This is a genomic window from Variovorax sp. PAMC28562 (genome assembly GCF_014303735.1).
GTDB lineage: Bacteria > Pseudomonadota > Gammaproteobacteria > Burkholderiales > Burkholderiaceae_C > Variovorax.
Map to the genome: position 1 here is coordinate 4290811 of NZ_CP060296.1, position 26959 is coordinate 4317769.

Below are 26959 nucleotides of genomic sequence, written 5' to 3' on the forward strand. Positions count from 1 at the left end.
GTTCAGGCGCGTTCCGCCACCCAGGCGTGCACGGACCTCAAAGCCGCCGGCAATGCGGCTGCATCGGTGCCACCTGCCATCGCCATGTCGGCCTTGCCGCCGCCCTTGCCGCCCACTTGCTGAGCGACGAAATTGACCAGCTCTCCAGCCTTGATCTTGGTCACGCTGTCGGACGTGACGCCGGCCGCGATCTGCACTTTGCTGCCATCGACGGCAGCCAGCACGATCACCGCGCTCTTCAACTTGTCCTTGAGCTTGTCCATGGTGTCGCGCAAAGTCTTTGCATCGCCACCGTCGAGCTTGGCCACCAACAGCTTGATGCCGTTGACGTCGATCGCCTGCGCGATCAGCTCGTCGCCCTTGGACGAGGCGAGCTTGCCCTTGAGGGCTGTGACTTCCCGCTCCAGCGCCCGGGTCTGATCCAGCATTTGCGTGAGCCGGCTTTGCAGCTCGGCGGTCGGCGTCTTGAGCGTGGCGGCCACGCTGTGCACGGTCGATTCGAGGTCTTGCAGGTAGTGCAGCGCGTTAGCGCCGGTCACGGCTTCGATACGTCGCACGCCCGCGGCCACGCCGCCTTCGCTGACGATCTTGAACATGCCGATGTCGCCGGTGCGGCTCACGTGCGTGCCGCCGCACAGCTCGCGACTGGAGCCGATGTCGAGCACGCGAACCGACTCGCCGTACTTCTCGCCGAACAGCATCATGGCGCCGGTCTTCTGGGCCGATTCCATGTCCATCACGCGCGACTGCGTCGCAACGTTGGCAAGAATCTCGGCGTTGACCCGCTTCTCGATTTCGATCGTCTGCACGTGCGTGACCGCGCCGTTGTGCGCAAAGTCGAAGCGCGTCTTGTCGGCATCGACGAGCGAGCCCTTTTGCTGCACGTGCTCGCCGAGCACTTCGCGCAAGGCCTTGTGCATCAGGTGCGTCACGCTGTGATTGCGCATCGTTGCGGCACGGCGCTCGCCATCGACCGCCGCCTTGACCGCATCGCCGACCTTCAGCGTGCCCTGCGTTTGCGTGCCGTGATGACCGAACACGTCGGCCTTGATCTTCTGCGTGTCTTCGACGCCGAACTGCACGCCTTCGGCCGAGATGAAGCCCTGGTCGCCGACCTGGCCGCCGCTCTCGGAATAGAACGGCGTGGTGTCGAGCACGACGATGCCGGGCTGGCCCTCCTTGAGTTCGGACACGGGCGCGCCTTCAAAGTAGAGCGCCTGCACGATGGCCTGCTCTTCGAGGTGCTCGTAGCCGGTAAAGCTGTTGCTGGCGCCGCCGTATTCGACGTTGCGGTCCATCTTGAACTTGCCCGCCGCGCGGCCCTTGGCCTTCTGCTGTTCCATGGCGGCGTTGAAGCCGGCCTCGTCGACGGTGACGCCACGCTCGCGGCAGACGTCGGCCGACAGGTCGAGCGGGAAGCCGAAGGTGTCGTGCAGCTTGAAAGCCACGTCGCCGGGCAGCGTCTTGGCATCGCCACCTAGCGCCGCGTCGAGGATTTCCATGCCGTTGGCCAGCGTCTCGAAGAAACGCTCTTCTTCCTGCTTCAGCACAGCAGTGATGCGCTTCTCATCCGCCACAAGCTTCGGATAAGCCTCGCCCATCAATGCCACCAGATCGGGCACCAGCTTGTGGAAGAACGGCTTCTTCTGCCCCAACTTGTACCCGTGACGAATGGCGCGGCGAATGATGCGGCGCTGCACATAGCCACGCCCTTCGTTCGATGGGATCACGCCATCGGCCACCAGGAAAGCGGTCGCACGGATGTGGTCGGCGATGACGCGCAGGCTCTTGTTGCTCTCGTCGGTTTCGCCGGTCTCCCGTGCCGCGGCCTTGACGAGCCTGTCGAACAGGTCGATCTCGTAATTGTTGTGCACGTGCTGCAGGATGGCGGCCAGCCGCTCCAGGCCCATGCCGGTATCGACGCAGGGCGCGGGCAGCTTCTTAACCGAGCCGTCGGGCTGCATGTCGAACTGCATGAACACGTTGTTCCAGATCTCGATGTAGCGGTCGCCGTCTTCGTCCGGGCTGCCGGGCGGGCCGCCGGCGATTTCCGGGCCGTGATCGAAGAAGATTTCGCTGCACGGGCCGCAGGGACCGGTGTCGGCCATCATCCAGAAGTTGTCGGACATGTAGCGTCCGCCCTTGTTGTCGCCGATGCGCACCACGCGCTCGGGGGGCAGGCCGATCTCCTTGGTCCAGATGTCGTAGGCCTCGTCGTCCTCGATGTAGACGGTCGCCCAGAGCTTTTCGGCCGGCAGCTTGTAGACCTTGGTGAGCAGCTCGAAGGCCCATGTGAGCGACTCGCGCTTGAAGTAGTCGCCGAAGCTCCAGTTGCCCAGCATCTCGAAGAAGGTGTGGTGCCGTGCCGTGTAGCCGACGTTCTCCAGGTCGTTGTGCTTGCCGCCGGCCCGCAGGCAGGCCTGCACCGAGGCGGCGCGCACATACGAGCGCTTGTCTTCCCCGAGGAACACGTCCTTGAACTGGACCATGCCGGAGTTGGTGAACATGAGCGTCGGGTCGTTGCCCGGCACCAGCGAGCTCGACGGCACGACCGTGTGCCCCTTGGAGGCGAAGAAGTCGAGGAAGGTCTTGCGGATGTCGGCGACGGTGGCGCTGGCGGTGACGTTCGCCGCGCTGAAAGGAGATTGGGACATGGTGGTGGCTTTTCGCCGGCTTCGCGCAGGCGACTTGTTTCTTCGCAGTTTGGGGGCGTCCGTGAATCGTCGATGGGGTTCGTCGACCGGCCCGGAGGCTTCAATTTTAACGGTTCGGCAAGGCCCGACACACCCGCGGGGACAGATGCAGGCATCCGACTTGCTAGTCTGCTTGCCAGTGAGGCAAGGTCTGTTCATCATGGCGGGCAACTTCGCGACACCCCATTGAATATTCCAAAAACCGCCGAACCCCTAGTGCGCTTCCAGCGCGTCCAGAAGACCTACGACGGCGAGCATCTCGTGGTGCGCCAGCTCGACCTGGACATCCATCGCGGCGAGTTCCTGAGCCTGCTCGGCCCGTCGGGCTCGGGCAAGACGACCACGCTGATGATGCTGGCAGGCTTCGAGTCGCCGACTTCGGGCGACATCCTGCTGAACGGCCGGCAGATCACCGGTACGCCGCCGCACAAGCGGCACTTCGGCATGGTGTTCCAGAACTACGCGCTGTTCCCGCACCTGACGGTCGGGCAAAACGTCGCATATCCGCTCACGGTGCGCAAGGTGTCCAAGGACGATCAGACGACTCGGGTGAAGCGCGCGCTCGACATGGTGCAGCTCAAGGGCATGACCGATAGGCTGCCGGGCCAGCTCTCGGGTGGCCAGCAGCAACGTGTGGCGCTCGCGCGCGCGCTGGTCTTCGAGCCACAGTTGGTGCTGATGGACGAGCCGCTGGGCGCGCTCGACAAGCAGCTGCGCGAGCACATGCAACTCGAGCTGAAGGAAATCCATCGCCAGCTCGGCGTGACCTTCGTCTACGTGACGCACGACCAGGGCGAAGCATTGACCATGAGCGACCGCGTGGCGGTTTTCAACGAGGGCGTGATCCAGCAGCTCGACACCGTCGACCGGCTCTACGAAATGCCGGCCAACCGCTTCGTGGCAGGGTTCGTCGGTGACAACACTGTGCTCAAGGGAACGCTCCAGACCGCGGGAGAGCATGCCGTCATGGCGCTGCCGGATGGCCGCCTGCTCGGTGGGCTGAACGTCGGCGGCTCGGCTGCCGGCGCCGCTGTAGAGATGTGCATCCGGCCCGAGCGCGTGGTGCTGCACCCCGCAGGCTCGGCACCCAGTGAAAACACGCTTGCGGCCGAGGTGGCACGCGTCATCTACTACGGCGACCACTTGCGGCTGCTCTGCAACGTCGGCGCCGGGCAGGCCGAAGCCACCGTCAAGCTGCCGATGTCCGGGCTCATCGGCCTGACGCCACCGCAGGCTGGCGACAGCGTTTCGCTCGAATTGCCGGTCGTTCATACGCGTATCTACGCGGTGTAGCCGTGCTGTTCTGTTCTTATTCTTGTTTTTGCCCTGTCAACATAAAGGAAGACTCAGTATGAAAAAGACTTTTCTCGCTTGCACCGTTGCCTTGATGGCCGGCCTCGCCGCGTCGGCCTTCGCGCAGACGCAGATCACCGTGGTGAACTTCGGTGGCGCCAACGCCAACGCGCAGAAGAAGGCGTATTACGAGCCGATCGAGAAGGCTGGCATCAAGGTGGTGCCGGTCGAATACAACGGCGAGCAGGCCAAGATCAAGGCCATGGTCGAGACCAAGAAGGTCACCTGGGACGTGGTCGAGGTCGAGTCGCCCGACGTGGCGCGCGGCTGCGATGAAGGTCTGTTCGAGAAACTCGACTATTCCAAGATCGGCAACAAGGCCGACTTCCTGCCCTCGGCCGTGACCGACTGCGGTGTCGGCGTTTTCGTGTGGTCGACCGTGATGGCCTACAACGGCGAAAAGCTCAAGACCGCGCCCACCAGCTGGGCCGACTTCTGGGACGTGAAGAAGATCCCCGGCAAGCGCGGCATGCGCAAGGGCGCACGCTACAACCTCGAGTTCGCGCTGATGGCCGATGGCGTGAAGCCGGCCGATGTCTACAAGGTGCTGGCCACCAAGGACGGCGCGGAGCGCGCCTTCAAGAAGCTGACCGAGCTCAAGCCCAACATCCAGTGGTGGGAAGCCGGCGCGCAGCCACCCCAGTTCCTGGTGGCGGGGGACGTGGTGCTGACCACCGTGTACAACGGCCGCATCGACGCGGCCAACCGAGAAGGCCGCGACCTCAAGATCTACTGGCCGGGCGGCATCTACGACCTGGACTACTGGGTCATCCCCAAGGGCGCACCCAACAAGGAAGCCTCGCTCAAGTTCATCCAGTTCGCGATGAAGCCGGAGAACCAGGCCGTCTATTCGCAGGCCATTCCTTACGGCCCGACCAACACCAAGACGCTGGCTGCGCTCGACAAGAAGGTGCTCGCAGACCTGCCGACCTCGGCGTCCAACGCCAAGGAGGCGCTGCAGTTCAACGTGTCGTTCTGGGCCGACCAGGGCGAGGCGCTGGAGAAGCGCTTCGCATCGTGGGCGACACAGTAATCGCGCAAGCGACGCTGCCGTTTCTTAGATGACGATGAGCACGGCGGCGCTGGGCGGTGGCATCTCCGCGGAAGCGCCACCGGGCGACCTGCGGCATGCCCTGGCGCGCGCCGAGTCACGCCGAAAATGGCGCGCCTTTTCGCTCACGCTGCCACTGCTGATCTTTCTGTTGCTGACGCTGCTGGTGCCGATCGTGGCGCTGCTGCAGCGTGCTGTCCAAAACCCTGAAGTCGCGAACGCGCTGCCCCGCACGGTGCGCGCGCTCGACGGATGGGACCGCAAGGACGCACCTGCTGCGGCTGCCTATGCAGGTGTAGCAGCTGATTTAGCGGACCTGCCCGACAGCTCCGACGCCGGCGCCCTGGCGCGCCGCCTCAATACCGAAATCGCCGGCGCCCGTTCGCTGGTGATGGGCACTTTTCGCGCGTTGCCGATCGCCGGTACCCCGGACGAAGTCAAAGCCCGCCTGATCGAACTCGACCCGCGCTGGAGCGAGGCGCCATACTGGCAGGCGATCGCCAAGAACGGCTCGCGCTGGACGGCCGACTATCTGCTTGCCTCGGTCGACATGCGACGCGACGCTGACGGCAGCATCGAACGCATGCCGCCCGACCAGCGCGCCTTCACCGGCATCCTTCTGCGCACTTTCAACATCAGCGCGGTGGTGACTTTCTTCTGCCTGCTGCTGGCCTACCCGCTCGCCTGGTGGCTGGCGTCGCTGCCGGCGCGCAAGGCCAACGTGCTGATGATCCTGGTGCTGGTGCCGTTCTGGACATCCATCCTGGTTCGCGTGGCCGCGTGGATCGTGCTGCTGCAGTCCGAAGGGCTGGTCAACCGCGGGCTGATCGGCATCGGCCTCATCGACAACCCGCTGCCGCTGCTCTTCAACCGCACCGGCGTGATCATTTCGATGGTGCATATCCTGTTGCCCTTCATGATCCTGCCGCTCTACAGCGTGATGAAGAGCGTGCCGCCGACCTACGTGCGCGCGGCCATCTCGCTCGGCAGTCCGCCGCTGGCCGCGTTCTTCCGGGTGTACGTGCCGCAGACCTATCCGGGCATCGGTGCCGGTGCGCTGCTGGTCTTTATCCTGGCCATCGGGTACTACGTGACGCCGGCTTTGCTGGGCGGCGCGAGCGACCAGATGCTGAGTTACTACGTTGCGCGCTACACGAATGTCGAGGTCAACTGGGGCATGGCTTGCGCGCTCGGCTCGTTGCTGCTGATTGCCACGCTGGTGCTCTACGCGGTGTATAGGCGCATCGGCAAGGCCGATCTGAGCCTGGGCTGAAACAGCCAAGCCACCCGATACGCAAACGACGGCCATGTCCAAGTTCCTTGTCCTCTCGGTGTTTCCGGTGTTCCCGGCTTACGCCACCTTCGCCGACAAGCTCGGCTGGTGGGCGGTGCGCTGCTTCTGCGTGCTGGTGCTGGGTTTCCTGCTGGCGCCGATTCTGGTGGTGATTCCGCTGTCGTTCTCCGACAGTTCCTTCCTCGCCTACCCGATCCCGGCCTGGTCGCTCAAGTGGTATCGCAACCTGTTCGAGTCGTCCGAATGGGGACGCGCGGCCCGCAACAGCTTCATCGTCGCACCCGCGGCGACGGTGTTAGCCACTGCTTTGGGCACGCTGGCGGCAGTCGGCTTGTCGCGCACCGACTTCCGCTTCAAGGGCCTGTTGATGGCCGTGCTGATCTCGCCAATGGTGGTGCCCATCGTGGTGGTCGGCGTAGCGACGTACCTGTACTTCGCGCCCATCGGACTCGCCGACACTTACTTCGGATTGATCGTAGTGCACGCGGCGCTCGGTGCACCGTTCGTGCTGACCACCGTGCTCGCGACACTGGCCAGCTTCGACCACAACCTGGTGCGAGCCTCGCTCAGCCTGGGCGAAACGCCGTTCAACACGTTCTGGCGCATCACGCTGCCGATCATCGCGCCGGGCGTGATCTCCGGTGCGCTGTTCGCTTTCGCAACCTCGTTCGATGAAGTGGTGGTGACGCTGTTTCTTGCCGGACCCGATCAGGTCACGTTGCCGCGCCAGATGTTCACCGGTATCCGCGAGAACATCTCGCCGACCATCGCTGCAGTGGCGACGTTGCTGATCGTGTTCACCACCATTTTGCTGCTGGTGCTCGAGTGGTTGCGCGGGCGGCGCCGCTGAGAACGATGCGGGTGCCATGACCGCGCGCTGGCTGGCCGATGCCGTGCTGGTACTGCACGGCCTTTTCATCGTCTTCGTGCTGATGGGCGCGGCCGGCGTCGCGCGCTGGCCGCGGCTGGCCTGGGTGCACCTCGCGGCCGTTGCGTGGGCCGTGTACGTGGCGGCAGCAGGCCGCATCTGCCCGCTCACCCCGATCGAAAACGCCCTGCGCCGGGCGGCAGGAGAAGCCGGCTACGACGGCGGCTTCATCGAGCACTACCTGCTCGCCGCGATCTACCCGGACGGGCTGACGCGCGGCGTGCAGATCGGACTCGGCGTCTTCGTGCTGGCGCTCAATTTCGCGCTGTATGCGCGAACGCTTGCAGGGCGCCGACGCGCTTCGGACCGGCCCTAGGCCGGCCTTAGACCGACCACTTGGCCATCAGCTTTTCAGCACCCATCGAGTCGTAGTTCTCGAAGGGCTGATGGATCCACGGATTGGTCGGCAAGAACTCGACCGAATAGTCCGGCGTAAACGTCGACAACGCCTTGGTCCAGATCACTGCGCTGCGCAGCTCGGTGATGGGCGCGTAGTTGGTGCGCAGCATCTCCATGACGGCATGCAGCGTGTGGCCCGAGTCGGCCAGGTCGTCGACCAGCAGCACGCGTCCGGCGATCTCGCCCTTGGGCGTGGTGATGAAGCGCGCAATATCGAGATGGCCTTGCACCGTGCCGGCGTCGGCGCGATACGAACTGGTCGACATGATGGCCAGTGGCTTGTCGAAGATGCGCGACAGCACATCGCCGGGCCGCATGCCGCCGCGAGCGAGGCAAAGGATGGTGTCGAACTCCCACTCCGACTGGAAGATCTTGATCGCGAGCTTCTCGACCAGATTGTTGTACTCGTCGTAACTTACGTAGAGGTGCTTGCCGTCTTCGGTCAACATGGGAACGGTCTCCTGAGATCAGTCTGCGAGAAAAGGGTGCCGCATCATGATCGTGTGATCGCGATCCGGGCTGGTCGACACCATGTGAATCGGCACGCCGGTGACGTGTTCGATGCGCTGCAAATACAGACGCGCCGCGATGGGCAACTTGTCGTACTGCGTGACGCCGACCGTGCTTTCGCTCCAGCCTTCGAGTTTTTCGTAGATGGGCGTGCACTGTTCGATTTCGTCAGCGCCCATCGGCAGGATGTCGGTGTATTCGCCATCGAGCATGTAGCCGGTGCACAGCAACAACTCGTCGATCCCGTCGAGCACGTCGAGCTTGGTGATGCAAAGGCCTGAAAGTCCGTTGACTTGCGCCGATCGCTTGAGCAGCGCCGCGTCGAACCAGCCGCAACGACGGCTGCGGCCGGTCGTCACGCCTTTTTCTGCACCGACGGTGCTCAGGTGATAGCCCACGGTGCCGGGCGTTTCCCAGTCGAGCTCGGTCGGGAACGGGCCGCCGCCGACGCGCGTGCAGTAAGCCTTCGTGATGCCGAGCACGTAGTGCAGCATGCCGGGGCCGACCCCCGAACCCGCCGCCGCATTGCCGGCCACGCAATTGCTCGACGTCACGTAGGGATAGGTGCCGTGGTCGACATCGAGCAGCGTGCCTTGCGCGCCCTCGAACAACAGGTTGGCGCCGGCCTTGTGTGCATCGTTGAGCTCACGCGACACGTCGGCCATCATCGGCTTCAGCAGCACGGCATGGCGCATGGCTTCTTCGAACACCATGTCGTAATCGATGGCCGGCGCGCTGAGCACTTGAGTCAGCACATGGTTGTGAAGGTCGAGCAGCACACGCAGCTTCTGAGCGAAGCGCTCCGGGTGCTTCAGGTCCTGCACGCGCAAAGCGCGCCGTGCGATCTTGTCTTCATACGCCGGGCCGATGCCACGACCGGTGGTGCCGATCTTTTCGCTGCCGCCCTTCTCGCGATAGGTCTCGCGAGCGATGTCGAGCGCGGCGTGGAACGGAAGAATCAGCGGGCAAGCCTCGCTGATGCGAAGCCGCGAACGCACCTCGACGCCGGCCTTCTCCAGCCCTTCGATTTCCTCGAAGAGCTTGGCAGCCGACAGGACGACGCCGTTGCCGATGTAGCACTTGACGCCCGGCCGCATGATGCCGCTCGGGATCAGGTGCAGGGCGGTTTTCACGCCGTTGATGACGAGCGTGTGGCCCGCGTTGTGGCCGCCCTGGAAGCGAACCACGCCCTGGGCGCTCTCGGTCAGCCAGTCGACCAGCTTGCCCTTGCCCTCATCGCCCCATTGGGTGCCGACGACGACCACATTTCTTCCGGTGGTAACGCTCATTTGAATTTCCTGAATCAGATCACTTGCACACTCCATTGGCCGGCGCGCTCGACGAGCTCGCGGTCGCAATGGAATTCTTCGATTTCGCTGCCGTGTCCCGGCAGCACGCACACCACGGTTTCCCCGGTTTGGCGCAGATCGGCGATCGCCTTGCGAAGCCCCGATGCATCGCTCCATGGCGCACGGATGGCGGCGCGCAACGGACGCGTCGGCACCACGCCGACCAGCTCGCGCAGGTCGAGGCTGAAACCGACCGCCGGCCGGTTGCGCCCGAACACCGCGCCGACTTCGTCGTAGCGGCCGCCACGCACCAGGGCATCTGCTGCGCCCGGCACATAGATGCCGAAGCGCATGCCGCTGTAGTACGCATAGCCTCGCAGATCGGCCAGGTCGAAGCTCACCTCGGCGCCATCGAGCCGCGCTGCGAGTTCTCTCAGATTGGCCAGTGCCGGCAGCACGCCGGGGATGGCCCTCAATGCCTTCTCGGCTTCGTCGAGCACGCTGACATCGCCATAGAGCTGCACCAGTGCCGCAAGCCCTTCACGCGATGTCGTCGGAAATTTCTGCGTGAGCGAATTGAGCTCGCTCGCATCCTTGGCGGCCAGCGCCGCATGCACGCGACCGATGGTCGCCGCGTCGACCAGCACGCCAGCCAACAGTGCACGCACGATGCGCGCGTCGGCCATGTCGACGATGGCACCTTGCGGCACGCCAGCGGCATGGAGACAGTCGAGCGCCAGCAGCAAGGTTTCGGTGTCGGCTTCGAGGCCGGCATGGCCATAGATCTCGGCGCCGAACTGCAGCGGCTCGCGCGTGGCATGCGGCCTGTCCGGCTTGGTGTGCAGGACCGGGCCGCAGTAGCAAAGCCGTGCGACGCCTTCCCGGTTCAGCAGGTGGGCGTCGATGCGCGCGACTTGTGGCGTGGTGTCTGCGCGCAGCCCCATGCTGCGGCCGGAAAGCTGGTCGACGAGTTTGAAAGTCTGAAGATCGAGTGCCTCGCCGGTGCCGGACAGCAACGATTCGAGGTGCTCTAGCAACGGCGGCATTACCAACTCATAGCCGTAGCCGCGAGCGGTATCGAGCAGTTGGCGTCGAAGTTCTTCGATGTGGCGTGCCTCGGAAGGCAGTACATCGGCAATGTGATCCGGGAGGACCCAAGCGGACATGAGAAATGACGGGTGGGTTAAACCGGAATTCTAATTGCTGGGGCCGACGGCCCCTCGCTCAGATTGGCTGGGTAGAGCGGTCGGCTAACTCACCAGCCAAAGCAGCACGAGCCCAAGGACGATGCTGCAAAGGCCGAAGAAGCGCAGCTGGCCATCGCGCAACTGCAGCAGTTGACTGAAGGCGCGTCGCCAGCCGCCCGGCGAGACCAGAGGCAGGATGCCTTCGATCACCAGCACGAGGGCCAGCGCGCTCCAGAATGTTTCAGCGGTCACACGGGCCCCGCATCAACGCGGCACGTCAGCCAGCAACGCACATCATCAGCCGGCCATCAACGGCGCGGTGCCGCTGCGGGCGTCGTATTCGAGCCCGAACTCTGCATCGCCCTGAAGAAGTCGGACGACGGATCGAGCACCAGCACGTCGCTCTTCTTGTTGAAGCTCTGCTTGTACGCGTCGAGGCTGCGATAGAACTGCGCGAACTGCGGATCTTTGCCGAACGACTCGCTATAGGCCGCCGCAGCTTGTGCATCGCCCTCGCCCTTGATTTTCTGTGCATCGCGGTAAGCGTTGGCGACCGTGACCTCACGCTGGCGATCTGCATCGGCACGGATCTTTTCGCCTTCGGCAAAACCGGTCGAGCGCAGTTCGTTGGCGACCCGCTTGCGCTCGGCCTCCATGCGTCGATAGACCGACTCGGTAATGGCTTCGACATAGTCGACACGTGTGATGCGCACGTCGACGATGTCCACGCCCCACGGCTTCGCGCCCTTGACCACGGCGAGCACTTCGCGCTGAACGTCGGCCATCAGCGCTTCACGTCGTACCGAAATCAGGTCGCGCACAGTGCGCTTGTTGATGTTCTCTTGGAACGCGTTGCGCACCACGCGGTTGAGTTGCACTGCACCTGCGTTCTCATCGATTCCGACGTTTCGAATGTATTCCGACGCATCGCTGATGCGCCAGCGCACATACCAGTCGATAACGACTCGCTGCTTTTCAGCCGTCAGCATCGGTTCGGTTTCGAGGCTGGAGAGCATCAACAAACGCTTGTCAAGATACGAGACATTCTGGAACGGTGGCGGCAGCTTGAAGTTCAAGCCTGGCTCTTTGATGACCTGCTTGATCTGGCCGAGCGCATAGACAACCCCGAACTGGCGCTGGTCGACAACGAATAGCGTGGAGCTGAGCAACACGAGAACCACCAGGATGGTGGAAGCGATGAAACCGATTCTGTTCATGTTCATGCTCCGGCTCAACGCGCGTCACGGTCGCGGGAACGACCATCACGCGCTCGGGCTTCGCCGCCATTGGGAACGACGGGAATCACCGATGACTGCGGTGTCGCGGTGCCTGCCACATTGGGCGAGGCACCATCGGCGGGCGCAGGCACGGGGCTGACTCCGCTCGATGCCATGAGTTTGTCGAGAGGCAGGTAGAGCAAGTTGGAGCCCGATTTGGAGTCGACCAGAACCTTGGTCGTGTTGCTGTAGATCTGCTGCATCGCGTCGGTGTACATGCGGTCACGGGTGACCTGCGGAGCCTTCTGGTATTCGGTAAGCACGGCGCCGAAGCGTCCGGCGTCGCCCTGCGCCTGGGCGACGATTCGCGCCTTGTAGGCATCGGATTCTTCTTTCAGGCGCGACGCGGTACCGGTCGCGCGGGGAATGACGTCGTTGGCATACGCCTGGGCCTCGTTCTTGGCACGCTCCCTCTCCTGACCGGCCTTCAGCACATCATCGAACGCCGCCTGCACCTGCTCGGGAGGACGCACGCCGCCCTGCTGCAAATTGATCGCCACCACGTCGACGCCGACCTTGTAGCGGTCGAGGATGGTCTGCATCAGTATGCGCACGCGTGGCGAGATCTGGTCGCGCTCTTCGGCGAGCGCCGCGTCCATCTTCATCTTGCCGACGACTTCGCGAACGGCTGTTTCGGCAACCTGGACAACCGTGTCTGCCGGTGCCTTGCTCTCAAAAAGATACGCCTGCGCGTTACTCAAACGGTACTGCACCGCGAACTTGATTTCGACGATGTTCTCGTCCTCGGTCAACATCGCCGACTCACGCAAGCCAGTCGAACGCACGATGCTGTCGCGCCCCACGTCGACCGAACGGATCTGCGAGGTAACGACAAGCTCGTGACGCTGGATCGGGTACGGCAACCGCCAGTTGAAGCCTGCGCCCACCGTCTCCTTGAAGCGACCGAACTGGGTAATGACGGCCTGCTGGCCTTCGTTCACGATGAAGAAGCCGGTGCCGAGCCAGATAAGCACGGCAACCGCCGCCACCAAGCCGAGGCCGACGCCCGCGTTCTTCATGTCGGGGCGGAAGCCGCCGGGGGCACCGCCACCGTTGCCGCTGGGCCGGTTCTTGTCGCCACCGCCACCACGACCGCCGCCGAAGAGGCCGCCGAGCTTGCGATTGAAGTCACGCCACAACTCATCGAGGTCAGGGGGGCCCTGGTTCGGACCCTGGCCGCGCGGCCGATTGTTGTTGCCCGAAGGCGGTGGTGGCGGTGTACTTGGCGGATCGGCATCGGGCCGATTGGCGCCCGCGCGCTCGCCATTAGACGAGGGCTCGTCACCTCGCCCCCATTTTCCGTCGTTCAGGTTAAACATTCCCTGAAACCGGCTCCACACTGGCTTTGCATTCATTCGCTTCTGTTCTCTCGTCGGTGACGGGATTGTGCCCAATCAGTTTGCAGCATCGTGCAATTCAGCGTCGGACGCTAAGGTCATGGCCGCATCGGAAACCGAACCGGAGCGCAGCGCCAACTCGGCTCGCAATGCCGGCAGACCTTCACCCGTATGCGCGCTCAGGAAAATCCTGGGAATCCGTACTCCCTCTATTTCCATCTCGTCAATCAGATGCAGCGGTTGTCGTCCAGTTTCAAGGGCGTCGATCTTGTTGAACACAACCAATTGCGGAACGCTGTCGGCACCGATCTCTTTCAGCACCGTTTGGACCTCGGCCATTTGCTCGGGGTAATGGGGATTCGACGCGTCGACGACATGCAAAAGCAGATCGGCATCGATGGCCTCCTGCAGCGTCGCCTTGAAGGCATCGACCAGCCCGTGCGGCAGATCGCGGATGAAGCCGACGGTGTCGGAGATGGAAACCTGGTGACGCGCGTCGCCCAAGTAGAGTGACCGAGTTGTCGTGTCGAGCGTGGCGAAGAGCTGGTCTGCCGCATAGGCACGCGCCTTGACCAGCGCGTTGAACAGCGACGACTTGCCAGCATTGGTATAGCCGACCAGCGAGATATTGAAAATTTCGCGGCGCTCGCGCTGACGGCGCTGGGTTCCGCGTTGCTTTTGCACCTTGGCCAGGCGTTCGCGCGTGCGCTTGATCGACTCGCTGATCATGCGACGGTCGAGCTCGATCTGCTTTTCACCGGGGCCACCACGGACACCGGCACCGCCGGTCTGGCGCTCCAAGTGAGACCAGCGACGAACCAGTCGCGTGCTCAGGTATTGGAGGCGCGCAAGCTCGACCTGCAACTTGCCTTCGTGCGAGCGGGCGCGTTGAGCGAAGATTTCAAGGATCAGAAAGGTGCGGTCATACACCGCCATGTCGAGCGTTCGCTCCAGATTGCGCTGCTGCGCCGGACTCAGGCTCTGGTCGAAGATGACTTCACTGGCGCGATGCATCTCGGCCAGTTCTTTGATCTCTTCGGCTTTGCCGCTGCCGATGAACAATGCGGCGTCGGGGGCTTTGCGCTTGCACACCACACGTGCAATCGGGGTCAATCCGGCCGTTTGCGCGAGAAGGCCAAGTTCTTCAAGCTCTGCGTCGAAATGCGGCAACCCGAAGTCCACGCCGACGAGAACAGCGGCGCCTTCCTGGCGGGAAATCAGATCAGACAAGCGGAGTCAAATATGGAGAAAGGCGCGGCAGGCGAACCCGCCGCGCCGTTCAAGCGGCAACGTCGTCGTTCTCGGCAGCCGAGAAATTGACGGCGCGACCCGGCACGATGGTGGAAATAGCGTGCTTGTAGACCATCTGTGTCACCGTATTGCGCAGCAAAACGACGTACTGGTCGAACGATTCGATCTGGCCCTGCAGCTTGATGCCGTTGACCAGATAGATCGAAACCGGCACGTGCTCGCGACGCAGGGTGTTCAGAAAGGGGTCTTGAAGAAGCTGCCCTTTATTGCTCACGATATTCTCCGTGTTCAAGAGTTGTTGTTGGAAATCTCACCTTAACACAGGGTTTCTGCGCTGCAGCATTGGCATCCAAAACCCTCTGAAAATAACGGCACTCAAAATCCGGAACTTGAGGCGCTGTAGCGAGTCATCCGCGCTCTTTGGCATGCAATCCGTTACTTGCGATCTTTGTCGGCAAATGGGTTTGTCGACGTTTTGAACTCGATGCGCATCGGTGTCCCGACCAAATCGAATTCTTTTCGAATGCGTCCTTCGAGAAAGCGCTTGTACGCTTCGGTCACGTGTTCGAGCGAATTCCCGTGAATCACGATCACCGGTGGATTCATTCCGCCCTGGTGCGCGTAACGCATCTTCGGGCGGAACATTCCGGCACGTTGGGGCGACTGGAACTGCACCGCTTCGAGCAGCAAGCGTGTCAGCACGGGTGTCGACATCTTCCGGGTTGCCGATTTATGCGCCTGCGCAATCGACTGCCAGACCGGGCCCAGGCCTTGACGCTTGATCGCGGAGATGAAGTGCAGCGCCGCGAACTTCAAAAACGGCAACCGCGTTTCGATCTGCCGCTGAATCTGTTCTCGCTGATAGCTGTCGATCGATTCCCATTTGTTGATGGCGATGACCACCGCACGACCGCTCTCCAGAATGTAGCCGGCAATATGCGCGTCCTGGTCGGTCACGCCCTGTGATGCGTCGAGCAGCAGCAGCACGACGTTGGCCGATTCGATAGCCTGCAAGGTCTTCACGACCGAGAACTTCTCGATGGCCTCGAAGACCTTGCCCTTGCGACGCAGGCCGGCCGTATCGATCAGCTCGAACTTCTGGCCGTTGCGCTCGAAGGGCACGGTGATCGCGTCGCGCGTCGTGCCGGGCAAATCGAAAGCGACCAGACGCTCTTCGCCGAGCCAGGTGTTGATCAGGGTCGATTTGCCGACATTGGGACGCCCCGCCACGGCCAGCTTGATGGGCTTGTTCGGGTCGTCTTCGTCAGCGTCTTCCTCAGGGTCGACCAGATTCAGCGGCTCGAGTGCCAGCTCGACCAGATCGCGAATGCCCTGACCGTGCGCGGCCGAAATACCATGCACATCGCCCAGGCCCAGCTCGTAAAAGTCGACCAGCTTGGTGCCGTCCTGCATGCCTTCGGCTTTGTTGGCCACCAGCACCGTCGGCTTGCCCAGGCGCCGCAGTTCTTTCGCGATGTCATGGTCCTGCGCCGAGATGCCTTCGCGCGCGTCGACCACGAACACGACGACATCGGCTTCCGCGACGGCCTGCCGTGTCTGCTTGGCCATCTCCTTGAAGATGCCGCTGCCCGCGTCGGGTTCGAAGCCGCCGGTATCGATCACGATGAACTCGTGCTTGCCCTGGCGGCCGTTGCCGTAGTGGCGGTCGCGGGTCAGCCCGGCATAGTCCGCGACGATGGCGTCGCGCGTTTGCGTCAGGCGGTTGAAAAGGGTCGATTTTCCGACGTTGGGACGCCCGACCAGAGCAATGACGGGTTTCACAGCCGGGCTTTCAAAACTTATTCAGGCCGGTAGCCGTACACGCCGCCATTGCGGGTAACGACGACGACCGTGTTGCCGGCAAGGACCGGCGTGGCAGCGATGGCCGAACCATCGGTGGTCACGCGGTTGAGCGGCGAGCCGTCTTCGCGCGACAGGAAATGAACCAGGCCCGTGCTGTCGCCGACGACGACCGAGCGGCCGACCGAGAGGGGTGCTGTCAGATCGCGGTACTTCAGACGCTCGCTGACCCATCCGCGCTCGCCATCGGCACGACGCCAGGCCATCACGCTACCGTTCGATTCGGTGCCGTAGACGAAGCGGTCGTCACCGCTGAGGCCTTCGGCGCCGGACGCTGGCTTGCTCCAGATGAGCGTGCCGCGCTGCGAATCGACGCAGCCCACGCTGGCGTAGTAAGCACGCGCGCAAACGGTGTCGCCAACCCGGCTCACCGTGCCGGTCAGGTCGACCAGGCGCTCCACGTCGTTGGTGCCGCGCGGCGCCGCGATCGGCGATTCCCAGCGCGACGAACCATTGTTCGGATTGAGGCCGACGAGTCGCCCACCCACGCCGGTCACCAGGGTGTCGCCGACAGCGACCAGCACGCCGGGCTTCTTCAGCACGAGGTTTTCTGCGGTGCGCTGCTGCGACCAGAGACGGCGACCGGTTTGCCCATCCCAGGCGCTGGTGGTGCGATCAGCGGCTTGCACGAACACCCTACGTCCCGCGACCAGCGGTGCCGTGTATGACTCGGCACTGATGCGCTGCTTCCAGAGCACCTTGCCGTTTTCGAGCGCAACGAGTTCGTTGTTCCGAGTGACGACCGCGACGATAGTGCCGTCGCTGCCGACACCGGCCGTGAGAGGTGCACCGGCATTGCCACGCCAGGCTTCCTTGCCGGAACGCGAGTCGAGCATGACGACAGTGCCATCGGCACTGGCCACGACCAGCATGTCGCCGCTGACATCGGTCTGCAGCGGGAAGGTCACTGCCGGCAGTTTGGCGGTCCAGGCCTGGCGCACGCCGAGCACGGCGACGTTGGCCGGGAGTTCGGCCGGCTTCGGCTTGTCAGTGCCGGAGCAGGCAGCGAGCACGGCGATCGAGACGATCGCCGCACCTGCTCGCAGAGCGTGCTTCAGGGGCACGAGGCGCTTCAAATTCATGATGTGGTTTTGGCTGGGGTAACAGTGATGGTTGGCGCCAAGGTCTTCGGATCGACACCGACGGCATTCAGTTTGATTTCGATCAAGCGGCGATAGTCACCACGACCCTCGAACCCGGCCCATGCCTTGCGGTATTCGGTCTTCGCTTCTTCGCGTTTGCCCTGAGCCAGGTAGATGTCGCCCCTGCGATCGGCCACCAGGGGTTCGAATTCTTTCGGCATGCTGCCCGAGAGCTGTTTCAACGCGTCGTCGTATGCCTTGCTGTCGAGCAGCTCGGCCGACAGCCGCAGCTTGGCGATGGCTTGGTAACCAGGGTCGACGGCCTTGTCGGCGACCCATGCGAGCGCGGCACGCGACGCCTCGCCGTTGCCCTTTTCATGCAGCGTCTTGGCCGCGAGCAGCCCCGCTTGCTGGGCATAGGCGGTGCCTGCGAATTTCTCTTTCATGTCCGTCAGCGCGCGCTCGATGCGCGCCGTGTCGCCGGCCTGTGCGCCACGCTCCAGCTCGTCATAGAGAGCAGCGGCCTGAGCAGCTTTAGTGCGCTGCAAGTACTGCCAGCCGTTCCAGGCCATGAATGCGCCAGCCGCAATCAGCACGACCCAGGTGATGAGGCTGCCGTAGGTGGTCCAGAAATGCTTGAGCTGGTCGAGCTGTTCCTGTTCTTCGAGATCGAGTGGAGTTGCCATGCGCTGTCAGATGTAGAGAGCCCGAGATTGTAGGGTGGCGGCCCAGATGGCCACCTCGGCGAGCGGTCGTGCGGTCTGGGCACCGCTGCCATCTCGTAGTGCTTTGACCATGACTTCGCCGCGGGTCAGCTCGTCGGCACCGAAGATCAGCGCGTGCGAAGCGCCGCTGGCATCGGCCTTCTTGAACTGCGACTTGAAGCTGCCGAAGCCGTCGGCCGTGCCGGCATGCATCTGCACGGCAACGCCGGCCGCGCGCAGTTGCTGCAGCACCGGCATGGCTTGCGCGAGCGCTGCCGCATCCGGGATCACCGCATAAGCGTCTGGCACTGGCAAAGCGGTCGCACCGGCCTGCTCCTTCAGCAGCTCAAGCACGCGTTCAAGCCCCATGCCCCATCCCACGGCGGGCGTCGGCTTGCCACCGAGCACTTCGAACAGGCCGTCGTAGCGACCGCCGCCGCACAGGGTTCCCTGCGCGCCAAGTTCGGTGGTGATGAACTCGAACACCGTGTGACTGTAGTAATCCAGCCCGCGCACCAAGCGGGGGTTAATGGTCCATTCGACGCCGCAAGCGGTCAACAGGGACTGCACGGTTTCGAGATGGCGGCGCGACGCGTCGCCCAGATAGTCCAGCAGGCGCGGCGCGGCCTCGACCAGCGGCTGCATCGCCGGGTTCTTGGTGTCCAGGATGCGCAGCGGATTGGTCTCGAGGCGACGCTGCGCGTCGGCGTCGAGCATGTCGGCGTTCTGCTGAAAGTGGGTGATGAGCGCCGCGCGATGCGCCTGACGTTCCACCGGCACACCCAGGCTATTGAGTTCGACACGGATGTTGCGCAGCCCGAGCGTCTGGAACAGCTGGTGCGCCAGCAGCATCAGCTCGGCATCGACCTCCGGGCCCGAGAAGCCCAGTGCCTCCGCGCCGAGTTGGTAGAACTGGCGGTAGCGCCCGCGCTGCGGTCGCTCGTGCCGGAACATCGGGCCGGTGTACCAGAGCCGCTTGCCGCCGTCATAGGTCAGGTTGTGCTCGATGGCCGCACGCGCGACACCGGGCGTGTTCTCGGGGCGCAGCGTGAGCTGCTCGCCGTTGAGCCGGTCTTCGAAGGAATACATCTCCTTCTCGACGATGTCGGTGGTTTGCCCGGTGCCGCGCACGAAGAGCGCCGTGGGCTCGACGATCGGCGTGCGGATATTGCGATAGGCATAGCGCCCCATAAGTTCGCGCACCGTCTGCTCGAGCGCCTCCCATCGCGCCGATTCGGGCGGCAATATGTCGTTCATGCCTTTGACGGCATTCAATTTATCGGCCATGGATTCCGGAAGGTCAGGCGACGACGGCGTGCTCGCCACCAAAGCGCTTTTCAATGTAGTTTTCGACGAGCTGGTGAAACTCGTTGGCGATGTTGTCGCCGCGCAGTGTGAGTGCCTTTTCGCCGTCGATAAAAACGGGTGCGGCAGGTGCCTCGCCGTTGCCCGGCAAGCTGATGCCGATGTCCGCATGCTTGCTTTCGCCGGGCCCATTGACGATGCAGCCCATCACCGCCACCTTCATGTTTTCGACGCCCGGGTACTTGGTGCGCCACACCGGCATCTGTGCGCGAAGGTAGTCGTCGATTTGCTTGGCGAGCTCCTGGAACGTGGTGCTGGTGGTGCGGCCGCAACCGGGACACGCGGTCACGCTCGGCACGAACATGCGCAGGCCCAGCGCCTGCAGAATCTCGTTGGCGATCACGACTTCTTGTGTGCGTGCTTCACCGGGCTGCGGCGTGAGCGAAACGCGGATGGTGTCGCCGATGCCCTCTTGCAGCAGGATCGACAGGGCCGTCGCCGAAGCCACAGTGCCCTTGGTACCCATGCCGGCTTCGGTCAGGCCCAGATGCAGCGGGTAGTCGCAACGCTTTGCCAGTTCGCGGTAGACCGATATCAAATCTTGCACACCGCTGACCTTGCAACTCAGGATGACCTGATTGCCGTCCATGCCCATCGATTCAGCGAGCTTGGCGGAGTCGATGGCCGAGGTGATGAGCGCCTCGTACATGACCTGTTTGGCATCCCAGGGTGTGCCGCGCTGGCTGTTGATGTCCATCAAGCCCGACAGCAGTTCCTGGTCGAGACTGCCCCAGTTCACGCCGATGCGCACTGGCTTGTTCCAGCGCATCGCGGCATCGATCATCTGGCCGAACTGCCGATCGTGCTTGTCGCCCTTGCCCACGTTACCGGGATTGATGCGGTACTTGCTGAGTGCCTCGGCGCAGGCCGGATAGTCAGTGAGTAGACGGTGCCCGTTGTAGTGGAAGTCTCCGATCAACGGCACGTCGATGCCCATGCGGTCGAGCTGCTCGCGGATATACGGAACCTGGGCCGCCGCCTCGGGCGTGTTGACCGTGATGCGGACCATCTCGGAGCCTGCGATAGCGAGTTCCTTGACTTGGATCGCGGTACCGATGGCATCGACCGTGTCGGTGTTGGTCATTGACTGCACGCGCACCGGTGCGTCGCCACCGACCGTGACCGTGCGCGCACCCCAAACCACATTCGCCTGACGCGAACGCCGTGCCTTGGGCGCCGCTGACTCGATAGGAAAGGAATCGTTCATGATTTCACCTCGAAGCGTGCAACGCCGCCGCCCTTGGTCACAGGCCCCAAATCGAAAGCCTTGCCACGCACCTTCACATCGATGCCGGACGCGCGGCCGACGACGACGGTCAGCGGCAGACCGCCGGTGACCGAAACAGTCTCGCCGGTCTGCACGGTGCGGCGAAGCAACTGCTTGCCGTCGCCTTCAGTCACGGTCACCCAGGAGTCCGCGCGGGCGACGAAAACCAGGATGTCGCTGCCTGCAGCGACGGCTGCAGTCGTCACGGTAGCACTGCCGGCAGCACCGACTTGCGCTCCCGGGGACCCGACGGGGACGGTGGTCGCAGCCGTCGCGGGCTGCACCGCCGCCGGCATGGCGGGCTCGACCACGGTGCCGGGTGCGCTTGCGGAGACGGGAGCCGATTCGGTCTCGGCGGGAGTTTCGGCCGTACTGCGCGACGTGATGCGCGCGAAGGCCGAGCTCACCTGGTCGAATGCGGACTGGGGAAGCCAGAACAACGCAGCGGCACCGATGAGCAAGAGCGCGACGACTGCAAGCAACGCGCGTGAAGGCAACAAATTCGAGCCTCGTCCCGAGCGCGGCGCACCGGATCGGAAGCTACTGCTGATGGTGCGGTCGGCGTCGGCGAGCGCGGCGCGAGGCGAGCCGGGCATCTTCGCCAGCACCTTGACCGGATCGATCTTGAGCGCTCGCGCTACGCTGGCGGCAAGTGCGCGAGCGAAAGCCGGATCGGGCAAGGAGTCGATGTCATCGTCTTCGAGGGCCTGCAGCTTTTGCGCTGGCACCTTCAGCGCCGCAGCCACGACTTCGATGTGCAGGCCATGGGCTTCGCGCGCCTCGCGCAGCATGTCGCCAGCGCTCATGTTCGTGCTGTCGCCGACCACCAGCGGCGCCCCTTGTGAAGCGCCGAACTCACTGGCGCGTTCAATCATTGAAATTTCCGCGTTCGTACGCAATGGCCTCCCGCGACTGAGAGAAGCGGCGCTGCAACTGGCTGGCGAGTTGGGCCAGTGCTTCGCGATTATTCAGGCGGCGTTCGATCTTGATGCCGAGCCAGAGTGATTCGGCATTGGCGGACGGGCTGTTGTTGACGCGCCGGATGTAGAACTGGGCGCGTGTCATGTCGTCGCGCTGGAACAGCAAGGTGGCCAGATTGAAGCCGATCACCGGGTTGCCGGGATCGATTTCATAAGCCTGCGTGAGGCTGCGCTCGGCATCGGCACGGTCGCCTGCCTTGATCTGGCACACGCCCTGCGTCATGAGCGTCTTGGCACGATCTGGGTAGCCCGGAATTGCCAGAGCCTGCCCAAACTGCTGCATGGCATCGCCGTTGCGGCCTTGCTGACACAGCAGCCAGCCGTAGTTGTGCAGCGTGTTCGGTTCGCGCGGATTGAGTGCGATGGCGCGGCGGAAGCTGTCTTCGGCCAGGCCGGCATCGTCGAGCCGCATGTAGACAAGGCCTCGCAAGTTGTAGGCCTCCGCGTAGGTGGGGTCGGCCGTCAGGGACTGCTTGATTTCGTCGAGCGCCACCGTGGTCTGCCCGGCTTCGAAGTAGCCGATGGCGAGTTCAAGCCGCAAGCGGGCTCGCTTGCGGCCATTGCCTTCGTCGGAGTCGGTCAGCAACTGCGCGCCATTGCCGGCCGTGCTCGCAACCGGGCCCGTGCCCTTGGCGGCGCATCCGGCCAGCGCGATGCCGGTGACCAGGCAAAGAAGGAAGCGCGCCAACAGCGGTTGCGCGGACGAACGCGTCATCGAAAAAGCCATGTTCATCGCTTCAGTGCTCCTGAATGTTCGGTGTGTTCGAAGTCGTCGACATCTTCGCGGTGTTCGAACTGGGCCGCGCCTCGCGGACCGGGTGCAAAACGATGGTTCGGCCCGAGGTGGAAGCGGCACCACTCGCACGCCGTTCGGCCATGCGCTCGACAGCCCGCGTGCGGTCTTTGACATCGCCGGCCAGCTGTCCGCATGCCGCGTCGATGTCGTCACCGCGCGTCTTGCGGATGGTCGTCACCAGCCCGGCTGCACTCAGCGTCTTCGCAAAAGCCAGCACTCGGGCCTGCGGCGACCGCAGCAAACCAGACGCGGGAAACGGGTTGAAAGGAATCAAATTGAACTTGCACGAAATGCCGTGCTGGCGAACCAGCGCGACCAGTTGCTCGGCATGCTCGGGTTGGTCGTTGACGCCGTCGAGCATGCAGTACTCGAAGGTGATGAAGTCGCGCGGCGCGTGCGCCAGATAGCGCTTGCATGCTTCGAGCAATTCGACGATCGGGTACTTGCGATTCAGCGGCACCAGGTCGTCGCGCAGTGCGTCGGTCGGCGCATGAAGCGACACCGCAAGCGCGACCGGACAGTCGGTACCGAGCCGGTCGATCATCGGCACCACGCCAGAGGTTGAGACGGTGACACGGCGACGAGACAAGCCGTAGGCGTTGTCGTCAAGCATCGTGCGCAGGGCCGGAACCAGCGCGGTGTAGTTCTGCAGCGGCTCGCCCATGCCCATCATCACGACGTTCGAGATGACACGGCCTTCCTGGCCCGGATCGCGCTTCAAATGTTTGCGCAAAAAATGCTCGGCAAACCAAAGCTGCGCAACGATTTCGCCGGTCGTCAGATTGCGGCTGAAGCCTTGGTGGCCGGTCGAACAAAAGCGGCAGCCGACGGCGCACCCCGCCTGGGAAGACACGCACAAAGTGCCGCGATCGTCTTCGGGAATGAACACCGCCTCGACCGCATTGCCGTCGCCCACGTCGAACAGCCACTTGATGGTGCCGTCAGCGGACTCGTGCTGCGTGGTGACCGGGAGCGCTTCGATGCGCGCGGTGGTCGCCAGCTTTTCGCGCAGCGACTTCGCGAGATCGGTCATCTGCGAAAAGTCGCTGGCGCCGCGCTGATGGATCCAGCGGAAAAGCTGGGTCGCGCGGAAACGTTTTTCACCCAGCCGCTCGCAGAACGCGGCCAACCCCTCCAGATCGAACTCGAGAAGGTTGGCGGTCGTCATTGCGTCAGTCGGGCAGGCACCTCAACGTGCGTAGACGTTGAGGCCGGCGAAGAAGAAAGCGATTTCGTTCTTAGCGGTTTCAGGTGCGTCGGAGCCGTGCACTGCATTGGCATCGATGCTGTCGGCGAAGTCGGCGCGGATGGTGCCAGCAGCTGCCTTCTTGGGATCGGTCGCGCCCATCAGGTCGCGGTTCTTGGCAATGGCGTCTTCGCCTTCGAGCGCTTGCACGAACACCGGGCCGGAAATCATGAATTCGACCAAGTCCTTGAAGAACGGGCGTGCGCTGTGCACGGCATAGAACTGCTCGGCTTCATTGCGCGACAGATGCACGAGCTTGGCAGCGACGACCTTGAGGCCGGCGGCTTCGAATCGAGAAACGATCTTGCCGATGACGTTCTTGGCGACGGCGTCGGGCTTGATGATGGAGAGAGTGCGTTCGATGGCCATTTTGAGATGCTTCCTGCTTGATTTTGAGACGATTCGTCAGCGCCGCACCCAATCGGTTGCCGCCTTGACAAAGCCTCTGATTTTAACCGGCCGGGCCGAACGACCCATGACCGATCCATGAAAAACCGCGGGGCGGCGGTGCTTTCAGCGACCGCGACGGCGACCCCCGCCGCCGCCTGCATTGCCGCCACCACCGCCACCACCGTAGCCGCCACCCGATCCACCGCCGCGCCGCGGCGCCTGGCGTTGCTCCTTGCGCTGCCTTGAAAAGCTGTCGGCGCCGATGTAGCCGACCGACGTCTTCATCGGATCGGGCTGATTGGCACCGCTTGGTGGACGGTCTTCGCCCTTGAAGCCGGGCTGACTGTCGCCGCGGTTGTTTCCACCGCCGCCGCCCTGGCCACCACGGCGAGGACCGCCGGACGGCCCGCCATTTCCGCCACCACCGCCTCCGCCACCACCTCGATTTGCGCCGCGTCCGCGGTCGCCGCGCGGCGCTTGCCCGTCGCCGAGCGGACTAGGGATGGGGCCTCCACGCGAGTCGTCGCGCGGACCACCGGCGTTGCGATCATTTCGGTTGCCGCGAGCGTTCTTGTTCCGGCTGTTGCGACCGCCACCTTCAGGCCCCTGGCCTCGCGGGCCTTGACCTTGACCTTGACCTTGTCCTTGCCCGAAGCCGGGTCGTGGCGCGCGCTCGGCACCGCCGGCACCCCCGCCTGCGGCGTCGAACAGCGAGCGGATATCTTTCTCGTCGAGCTCCATCCACGCGCCGCGCTTCAGGCCGCGCGGCAGCAGCATGGCGCCGTAACGAATGCGGATCAATCGGCTGACCGCGTGGCCGACAGATTCGAACAGGCGACGCACTTCCCGGTTGCGGCCTTCTGAAATCGTGACGCGGTACCAAAGGTTGGAGCCTTCGCCGCCGCCGTCTTCGATGCTGCCGAACTGCGCCATGCCGTCGTCCAACCGCACGCCTTCGAGCAGCTTCTGGCGCTCTTCCTTGTTGATCGCACCGAGCACGCGCACCGCGTACTCACGCTCCAGGCCAAAGCGCGGATGCATCAGCTGATTCGCCAGCTCGCCAGAGCTCGTGAAAAGCAACAAACCTTCGGTATTCAGATCGAGCCGCCCGACCGACTGCCACTTGCCTTGTTGCAGACGCGGCAGCTTGCGGAACACCGTCGGACGGTTTTGGGGATCGTCGTGCGTCACCACTTCACCGATCGGCTTGTGATACGCGATGACGCGCGCGGGCGGTGGCGCGATGCGATAACGAATCGGCTTGCCGTTGATCTTGACCTGATCGCCGTGCTGAATACGCTGGCCGATATGCGCGGGCTCGGCGTTGACAGAGATCCGACCCTGCAGGATCAGCGCTTCCATCTCAAGACGCGAACCGAGGCCAGCCTGGGCCAACACCTTGTGCAGCTTGGGGGAGTCTGCTTCGGGCAGCAGCACGCGCTTGAGCGCCGGCACCTCGGGGCTGTCTTCGTCGGCGTCGAACTGGCCTGAGACGACGTCGGCAAAGCGGATCGGCTGCGGCGGCGGTGCATTGCGCTGCTCCCGGTCAGCAGCCTTGCGGGCGCGATCGAGGTCGTCGTCTTCATCGTCGTCCTCGTCTTCTTCTTCGTCGTCGTCCTGATCGAAGTCCTCGTTGCGCGCGGGGGGCTCGGGCTGGCCGACGGTTGGCCCGGCGGTTACAGCGGCCACGATTGCGGGCGGCGCTGCGGTGTCCGAGGCCATGTCCGCAACAGGCGGCAAGGCGTCCGACTGTGACGGCCCGATTTTGGCCGGGGTCTCGTCTGCGATCGGCTCCGCCGACTCCACTGCCTTCGGCCGACGCGGACGGCGTTTCTTCGGCGGTGGATCGGCCTGATCAATGTCAGCAAGCACAGCGGGCTTCGCGCCCACTTCGTCTTCAGCGGCAGGACCGGCCGGCAGCATTGCCGCGTCGTCGGAGTCGGAGGGGCTCATGGTGCAGTTCCGGAAGGGGCAGCGGTGGTGTCGACAGGCTCGGCTGCGGCATCGACGGGGGGGATGGTTGAGACGTGTGCTTCGGCTTCGACGGCAACTTCAACTGCGACTTCTGCAGCCGGGTCGTCCATCGGCAACGAGGCCTGGTCGGACTCGCCGAGTTGCTCCAGCGCATCGACCAAAGAGCCTTGCTGCATCGGCGAGCCGATCACCGGCAACTGATCGAGCGACTCGAGCCCGAGGTCGTCGAGAAACTGGCGCGTGGTCGCAAAGAGCGCCGGGCGTCCGACTGTTTCGCGATGCCCGATCACCTCGACCCAGTTGCGGTCTTCGAGCTGCTTCAGGATCAGCGAGTTGATGGTGACGCCGCGGATGTCTTCCATGTCGCCGCGCGTGACAGGCTGGCGGTAGGCAATGATGGCCAGGGTTTCGAGCACGGCACGCGTGTAACGTGGCGGCTTCTCGGGATGCAACCGGTCGAGGTGGTCGCGCATCTCCGGCCGGCTCTGAAAGCGCCAGCCGGAGCCGACGCTCACGAGCTCCAGGCCGCGTTGCGCCCAGTCTTCCTGCAATTCGACGAGCAGCGTCTTGATGGTGTCGGCACCGAGTTCGTCGCCGAACAGCACGCGAAGGTCGCGAACCGGCAGCGGCTGGGCCGAACAGATCAATGCGGTTTCGAGAATGCGCTTGGCATCCGCCGTATTCATGGTTCGCGTTATCCGGGAAAAGGCGCTTTGGGGGCGCTTC

General features: G+C 63.7%; 25 protein-coding genes. 5 read left to right on the top strand and 20 right to left on the bottom strand.

Annotated features, from left to right (window positions below):
• Positions 1-2: 2 nt before the first annotated feature.
• A complete protein-coding gene (alaS, locus tag H7F36_RS20105; RefSeq protein WP_187052435.1) occupies positions 3-2654 on the bottom strand; it encodes an alanine--tRNA ligase in 2652 nt (883 codons plus the stop codon).
• A 231-nt stretch (positions 2655-2885) separates the two neighbouring features.
• Here alaS and H7F36_RS20110 point away from each other — a divergent pair, with 231 nt between their 5' ends.
• From H7F36_RS20110 to H7F36_RS20130, 5 genes are read left to right on the top strand one after another with little or no spacing between them, the layout of a single operon-like run.
• Complete coding sequence (locus H7F36_RS20110; RefSeq protein ID WP_261802687.1) at positions 2886-3986, top strand: ABC transporter ATP-binding protein; 1101 nt, start codon at positions 2886-2888, stop codon at positions 3984-3986.
• Positions 3987-4044: 58 nt separating this feature from the next.
• Positions 4045-5079, top strand: coding sequence for an ABC transporter substrate-binding protein (locus H7F36_RS20115; RefSeq protein WP_187052437.1), 1035 nt, complete (start codon positions 4045-4047; stop codon positions 5077-5079).
• A gap of 28 nt (positions 5080-5107) precedes the next feature.
• Positions 5108-6370, top strand: coding sequence for an ABC transporter permease (locus H7F36_RS20120; RefSeq protein WP_187052438.1), 1263 nt, complete (start codon positions 5108-5110; stop codon positions 6368-6370).
• A 34-nt stretch (positions 6371-6404) separates the two neighbouring features.
• On the top strand, positions 6405-7241 hold the full coding sequence (locus H7F36_RS20125; RefSeq protein ID WP_187052439.1) for an ABC transporter permease: 837 nt from the start codon (positions 6405-6407) through the stop codon (positions 7239-7241).
• 16 nt (positions 7242-7257) lie between these two features.
• Complete coding sequence (locus H7F36_RS20130) at positions 7258-7635, top strand: DUF2784 domain-containing protein (RefSeq protein WP_187052440.1); 378 nt, start codon at positions 7258-7260, stop codon at positions 7633-7635.
• A gap of 7 nt (positions 7636-7642) precedes the next feature.
• Here H7F36_RS20130 and H7F36_RS20135 read toward each other — a convergent pair whose 3' ends face one another.
• The 19 genes from H7F36_RS20135 to scpB all read right to left on the bottom strand — a co-directional run bounded on the left by H7F36_RS20135 (position 7643) and on the right by scpB (position 26919).
• Positions 7643-8167 carry a phosphoribosyltransferase gene (locus H7F36_RS20135; protein ID WP_187052441.1) on the bottom strand — a complete coding sequence of 175 codons (525 nt, stop codon included), beginning with the start codon at positions 8165-8167 and terminating at the stop codon, positions 7643-7645.
• A gap of 18 nt (positions 8168-8185) precedes the next feature.
• A complete protein-coding gene (locus H7F36_RS20140) occupies positions 8186-9517 on the bottom strand; it encodes an adenylosuccinate synthase (RefSeq protein ID WP_187052442.1) in 1332 nt (443 codons plus the stop codon).
• A gap of 14 nt (positions 9518-9531) precedes the next feature.
• The gene (locus H7F36_RS20145; protein WP_187052443.1) at positions 9532-10683 is read right to left on the bottom strand and encodes an ATP phosphoribosyltransferase regulatory subunit; all 1152 of its coding nucleotides are present in this window, start codon (positions 10681-10683) and stop codon (positions 9532-9534) included.
• Between the two features lie 84 nt (positions 10684-10767).
• The gene (locus tag H7F36_RS20150) at positions 10768-10956 is read right to left on the bottom strand and encodes a DUF2065 domain-containing protein (RefSeq protein WP_187052444.1); all 189 of its coding nucleotides are present in this window, start codon (positions 10954-10956) and stop codon (positions 10768-10770) included.
• 56 nt (positions 10957-11012) lie between these two features.
• Positions 11013-11921 carry a protease modulator HflC gene (gene hflC, locus H7F36_RS20155; protein ID WP_187055116.1) on the bottom strand — a complete coding sequence of 303 codons (909 nt, stop codon included), beginning with the start codon at positions 11919-11921 and terminating at the stop codon, positions 11013-11015.
• Positions 11922-11935: 14 nt separating this feature from the next.
• Positions 11936-13300: an FtsH protease activity modulator HflK gene (gene hflK, locus H7F36_RS20160; protein ID WP_187052445.1), complete on the bottom strand. Its 1365-nt coding sequence runs from the start codon at positions 13298-13300 to the stop codon at positions 11936-11938.
• Positions 13301-13375: 75 nt separating this feature from the next.
• Complete coding sequence (gene hflX, locus H7F36_RS20165) at positions 13376-14548, bottom strand: GTPase HflX (protein WP_187052446.1); 1173 nt, start codon at positions 14546-14548, stop codon at positions 13376-13378.
• Between the two features lie 49 nt (positions 14549-14597).
• Positions 14598-14843: an RNA chaperone Hfq gene (hfq, locus tag H7F36_RS20170; RefSeq protein ID WP_261802415.1), complete on the bottom strand. Its 246-nt coding sequence runs from the start codon at positions 14841-14843 to the stop codon at positions 14598-14600.
• Positions 14844-15004: 161 nt separating this feature from the next.
• Positions 15005-16351: a ribosome biogenesis GTPase Der gene (gene der / locus H7F36_RS20175; protein WP_187052448.1), complete on the bottom strand. Its 1347-nt coding sequence runs from the start codon at positions 16349-16351 to the stop codon at positions 15005-15007.
• A gap of 17 nt (positions 16352-16368) precedes the next feature.
• A complete protein-coding gene (gene bamB / locus H7F36_RS20180; protein ID WP_187052449.1) occupies positions 16369-17511 on the bottom strand; it encodes an outer membrane protein assembly factor BamB in 1143 nt (380 codons plus the stop codon).
• Positions 17508-18197, bottom strand: coding sequence for a YfgM family protein (locus H7F36_RS20185; RefSeq protein ID WP_187052450.1), 690 nt, complete (start codon positions 18195-18197; stop codon positions 17508-17510). The genes bamB and H7F36_RS20185 overlap by 4 nt, the downstream gene beginning before the upstream one ends.
• Positions 18198-18203: 6 nt before the next feature.
• Positions 18204-19502, bottom strand: a complete 1299-nt coding sequence (hisS, locus tag H7F36_RS20190) for a histidine--tRNA ligase (protein WP_187052451.1) — start codon at positions 19500-19502, stop codon at positions 18204-18206.
• A 13-nt stretch (positions 19503-19515) separates the two neighbouring features.
• Positions 19516-20787, bottom strand: coding sequence for a flavodoxin-dependent (E)-4-hydroxy-3-methylbut-2-enyl-diphosphate synthase (gene ispG, locus H7F36_RS20195; protein WP_187052452.1), 1272 nt, complete (start codon positions 20785-20787; stop codon positions 19516-19518).
• Positions 20784-21722: a RodZ domain-containing protein gene (locus tag H7F36_RS20200; protein WP_187052453.1), complete on the bottom strand. Its 939-nt coding sequence runs from the start codon at positions 21720-21722 to the stop codon at positions 20784-20786. The genes ispG and H7F36_RS20200 overlap by 4 nt, the downstream gene beginning before the upstream one ends.
• The gene (gene pilW, locus H7F36_RS20205; RefSeq protein WP_410003050.1) at positions 21715-22542 is read right to left on the bottom strand and encodes a type IV pilus biogenesis/stability protein PilW; all 828 of its coding nucleotides are present in this window, start codon (positions 22540-22542) and stop codon (positions 21715-21717) included. The genes H7F36_RS20200 and pilW overlap by 8 nt, the downstream gene beginning before the upstream one ends.
• 22 nt (positions 22543-22564) lie before the next feature.
• On the bottom strand, positions 22565-23791 hold the full coding sequence (gene rlmN / locus H7F36_RS20210; protein ID WP_261802416.1) for a 23S rRNA (adenine(2503)-C(2))-methyltransferase RlmN: 1227 nt from the start codon (positions 23789-23791) through the stop codon (positions 22565-22567).
• 21 nt (positions 23792-23812) lie between these two features.
• Entirely contained in the window at positions 23813-24238 is a 426-nt protein-coding gene (gene ndk, locus H7F36_RS20215) for a nucleoside-diphosphate kinase (RefSeq protein ID WP_187052455.1), read from the bottom strand.
• 144 nt (positions 24239-24382) lie between these two features.
• Positions 24383-26212: a pseudouridine synthase gene (locus tag H7F36_RS20220; RefSeq protein ID WP_187052456.1), complete on the bottom strand. Its 1830-nt coding sequence runs from the start codon at positions 26210-26212 to the stop codon at positions 24383-24385.
• On the bottom strand, positions 26209-26919 hold the full coding sequence (gene scpB / locus H7F36_RS20225; protein ID WP_187052457.1) for an SMC-Scp complex subunit ScpB: 711 nt from the start codon (positions 26917-26919) through the stop codon (positions 26209-26211). The genes H7F36_RS20220 and scpB overlap by 4 nt, the downstream gene beginning before the upstream one ends.
• Positions 26920-26959 lie beyond the last annotated feature (40 nt).

Coding starts and splice junctions, on each gene's coding strand:
- hflK (WP_187052445.1), bottom strand. CDS start 13,300: ATGTTTAACCTGAACGACGGAAAATGGGGGCGAGGTGACGAGCCCTCG.
- H7F36_RS20145 (WP_187052443.1), bottom strand. CDS start 10,683: ATGTCCGCTTGGGTCCTCCCGGATCACATTGCCGATGTACTGCCTTCC.
- H7F36_RS20220 (WP_187052456.1), bottom strand. CDS start 26,212: ATGAGCCCCTCCGACTCCGACGACGCGGCAATGCTGCCGGCCGGTCCT.
- H7F36_RS20185 (WP_187052450.1), bottom strand. CDS start 18,197: ATGGCAACTCCACTCGATCTCGAAGAACAGGAACAGCTCGACCAGCTC.
- H7F36_RS20130 (WP_187052440.1), top strand. CDS start 7,258: ATGACCGCGCGCTGGCTGGCCGATGCCGTGCTGGTACTGCACGGCCTT.
- pilW (WP_410003050.1), bottom strand. CDS start 22,542: ATGACGCGTTCGTCCGCGCAACCGCTGTTGGCGCGCTTCCTTCTTTGC.
- hisS (WP_187052451.1), bottom strand. CDS start 19,502: ATGGCCGATAAATTGAATGCCGTCAAAGGCATGAACGACATATTGCCG.
- H7F36_RS20200 (WP_187052453.1), bottom strand. CDS start 21,722: ATGATTGAACGCGCCAGTGAGTTCGGCGCTTCACAAGGGGCGCCGCTG.
- alaS (WP_187052435.1), bottom strand. CDS start 2,654: ATGTCCCAATCTCCTTTCAGCGCGGCGAACGTCACCGCCAGCGCCACC.
- scpB (WP_187052457.1), bottom strand. CDS start 26,919: ATGAATACGGCGGATGCCAAGCGCATTCTCGAAACCGCATTGATCTGT.
- H7F36_RS20125 (WP_187052439.1), top strand. CDS start 6,405: ATGTCCAAGTTCCTTGTCCTCTCGGTGTTTCCGGTGTTCCCGGCTTAC.
- rlmN (WP_261802416.1), bottom strand. CDS start 23,791: ATGACGACCGCCAACCTTCTCGAGTTCGATCTGGAGGGGTTGGCCGCG.
- H7F36_RS20140 (WP_187052442.1), bottom strand. CDS start 9,517: ATGAGCGTTACCACCGGAAGAAATGTGGTCGTCGTCGGCACCCAATGG.
- H7F36_RS20120 (WP_187052438.1), top strand. CDS start 5,108: ATGACGATGAGCACGGCGGCGCTGGGCGGTGGCATCTCCGCGGAAGCG.
- H7F36_RS20115 (WP_187052437.1), top strand. CDS start 4,045: ATGAAAAAGACTTTTCTCGCTTGCACCGTTGCCTTGATGGCCGGCCTC.
- H7F36_RS20135 (WP_187052441.1), bottom strand. CDS start 8,167: ATGTTGACCGAAGACGGCAAGCACCTCTACGTAAGTTACGACGAGTAC.
- bamB (WP_187052449.1), bottom strand. CDS start 17,511: ATGAATTTGAAGCGCCTCGTGCCCCTGAAGCACGCTCTGCGAGCAGGT.
- ispG (WP_187052452.1), bottom strand. CDS start 20,787: ATGAACGATTCCTTTCCTATCGAGTCAGCGGCGCCCAAGGCACGGCGT.
- hflC (WP_187055116.1), bottom strand. CDS start 11,921: ATGAACAGAATCGGTTTCATCGCTTCCACCATCCTGGTGGTTCTCGTG.
- ndk (WP_187052455.1), bottom strand. CDS start 24,238: ATGGCCATCGAACGCACTCTCTCCATCATCAAGCCCGACGCCGTCGCC.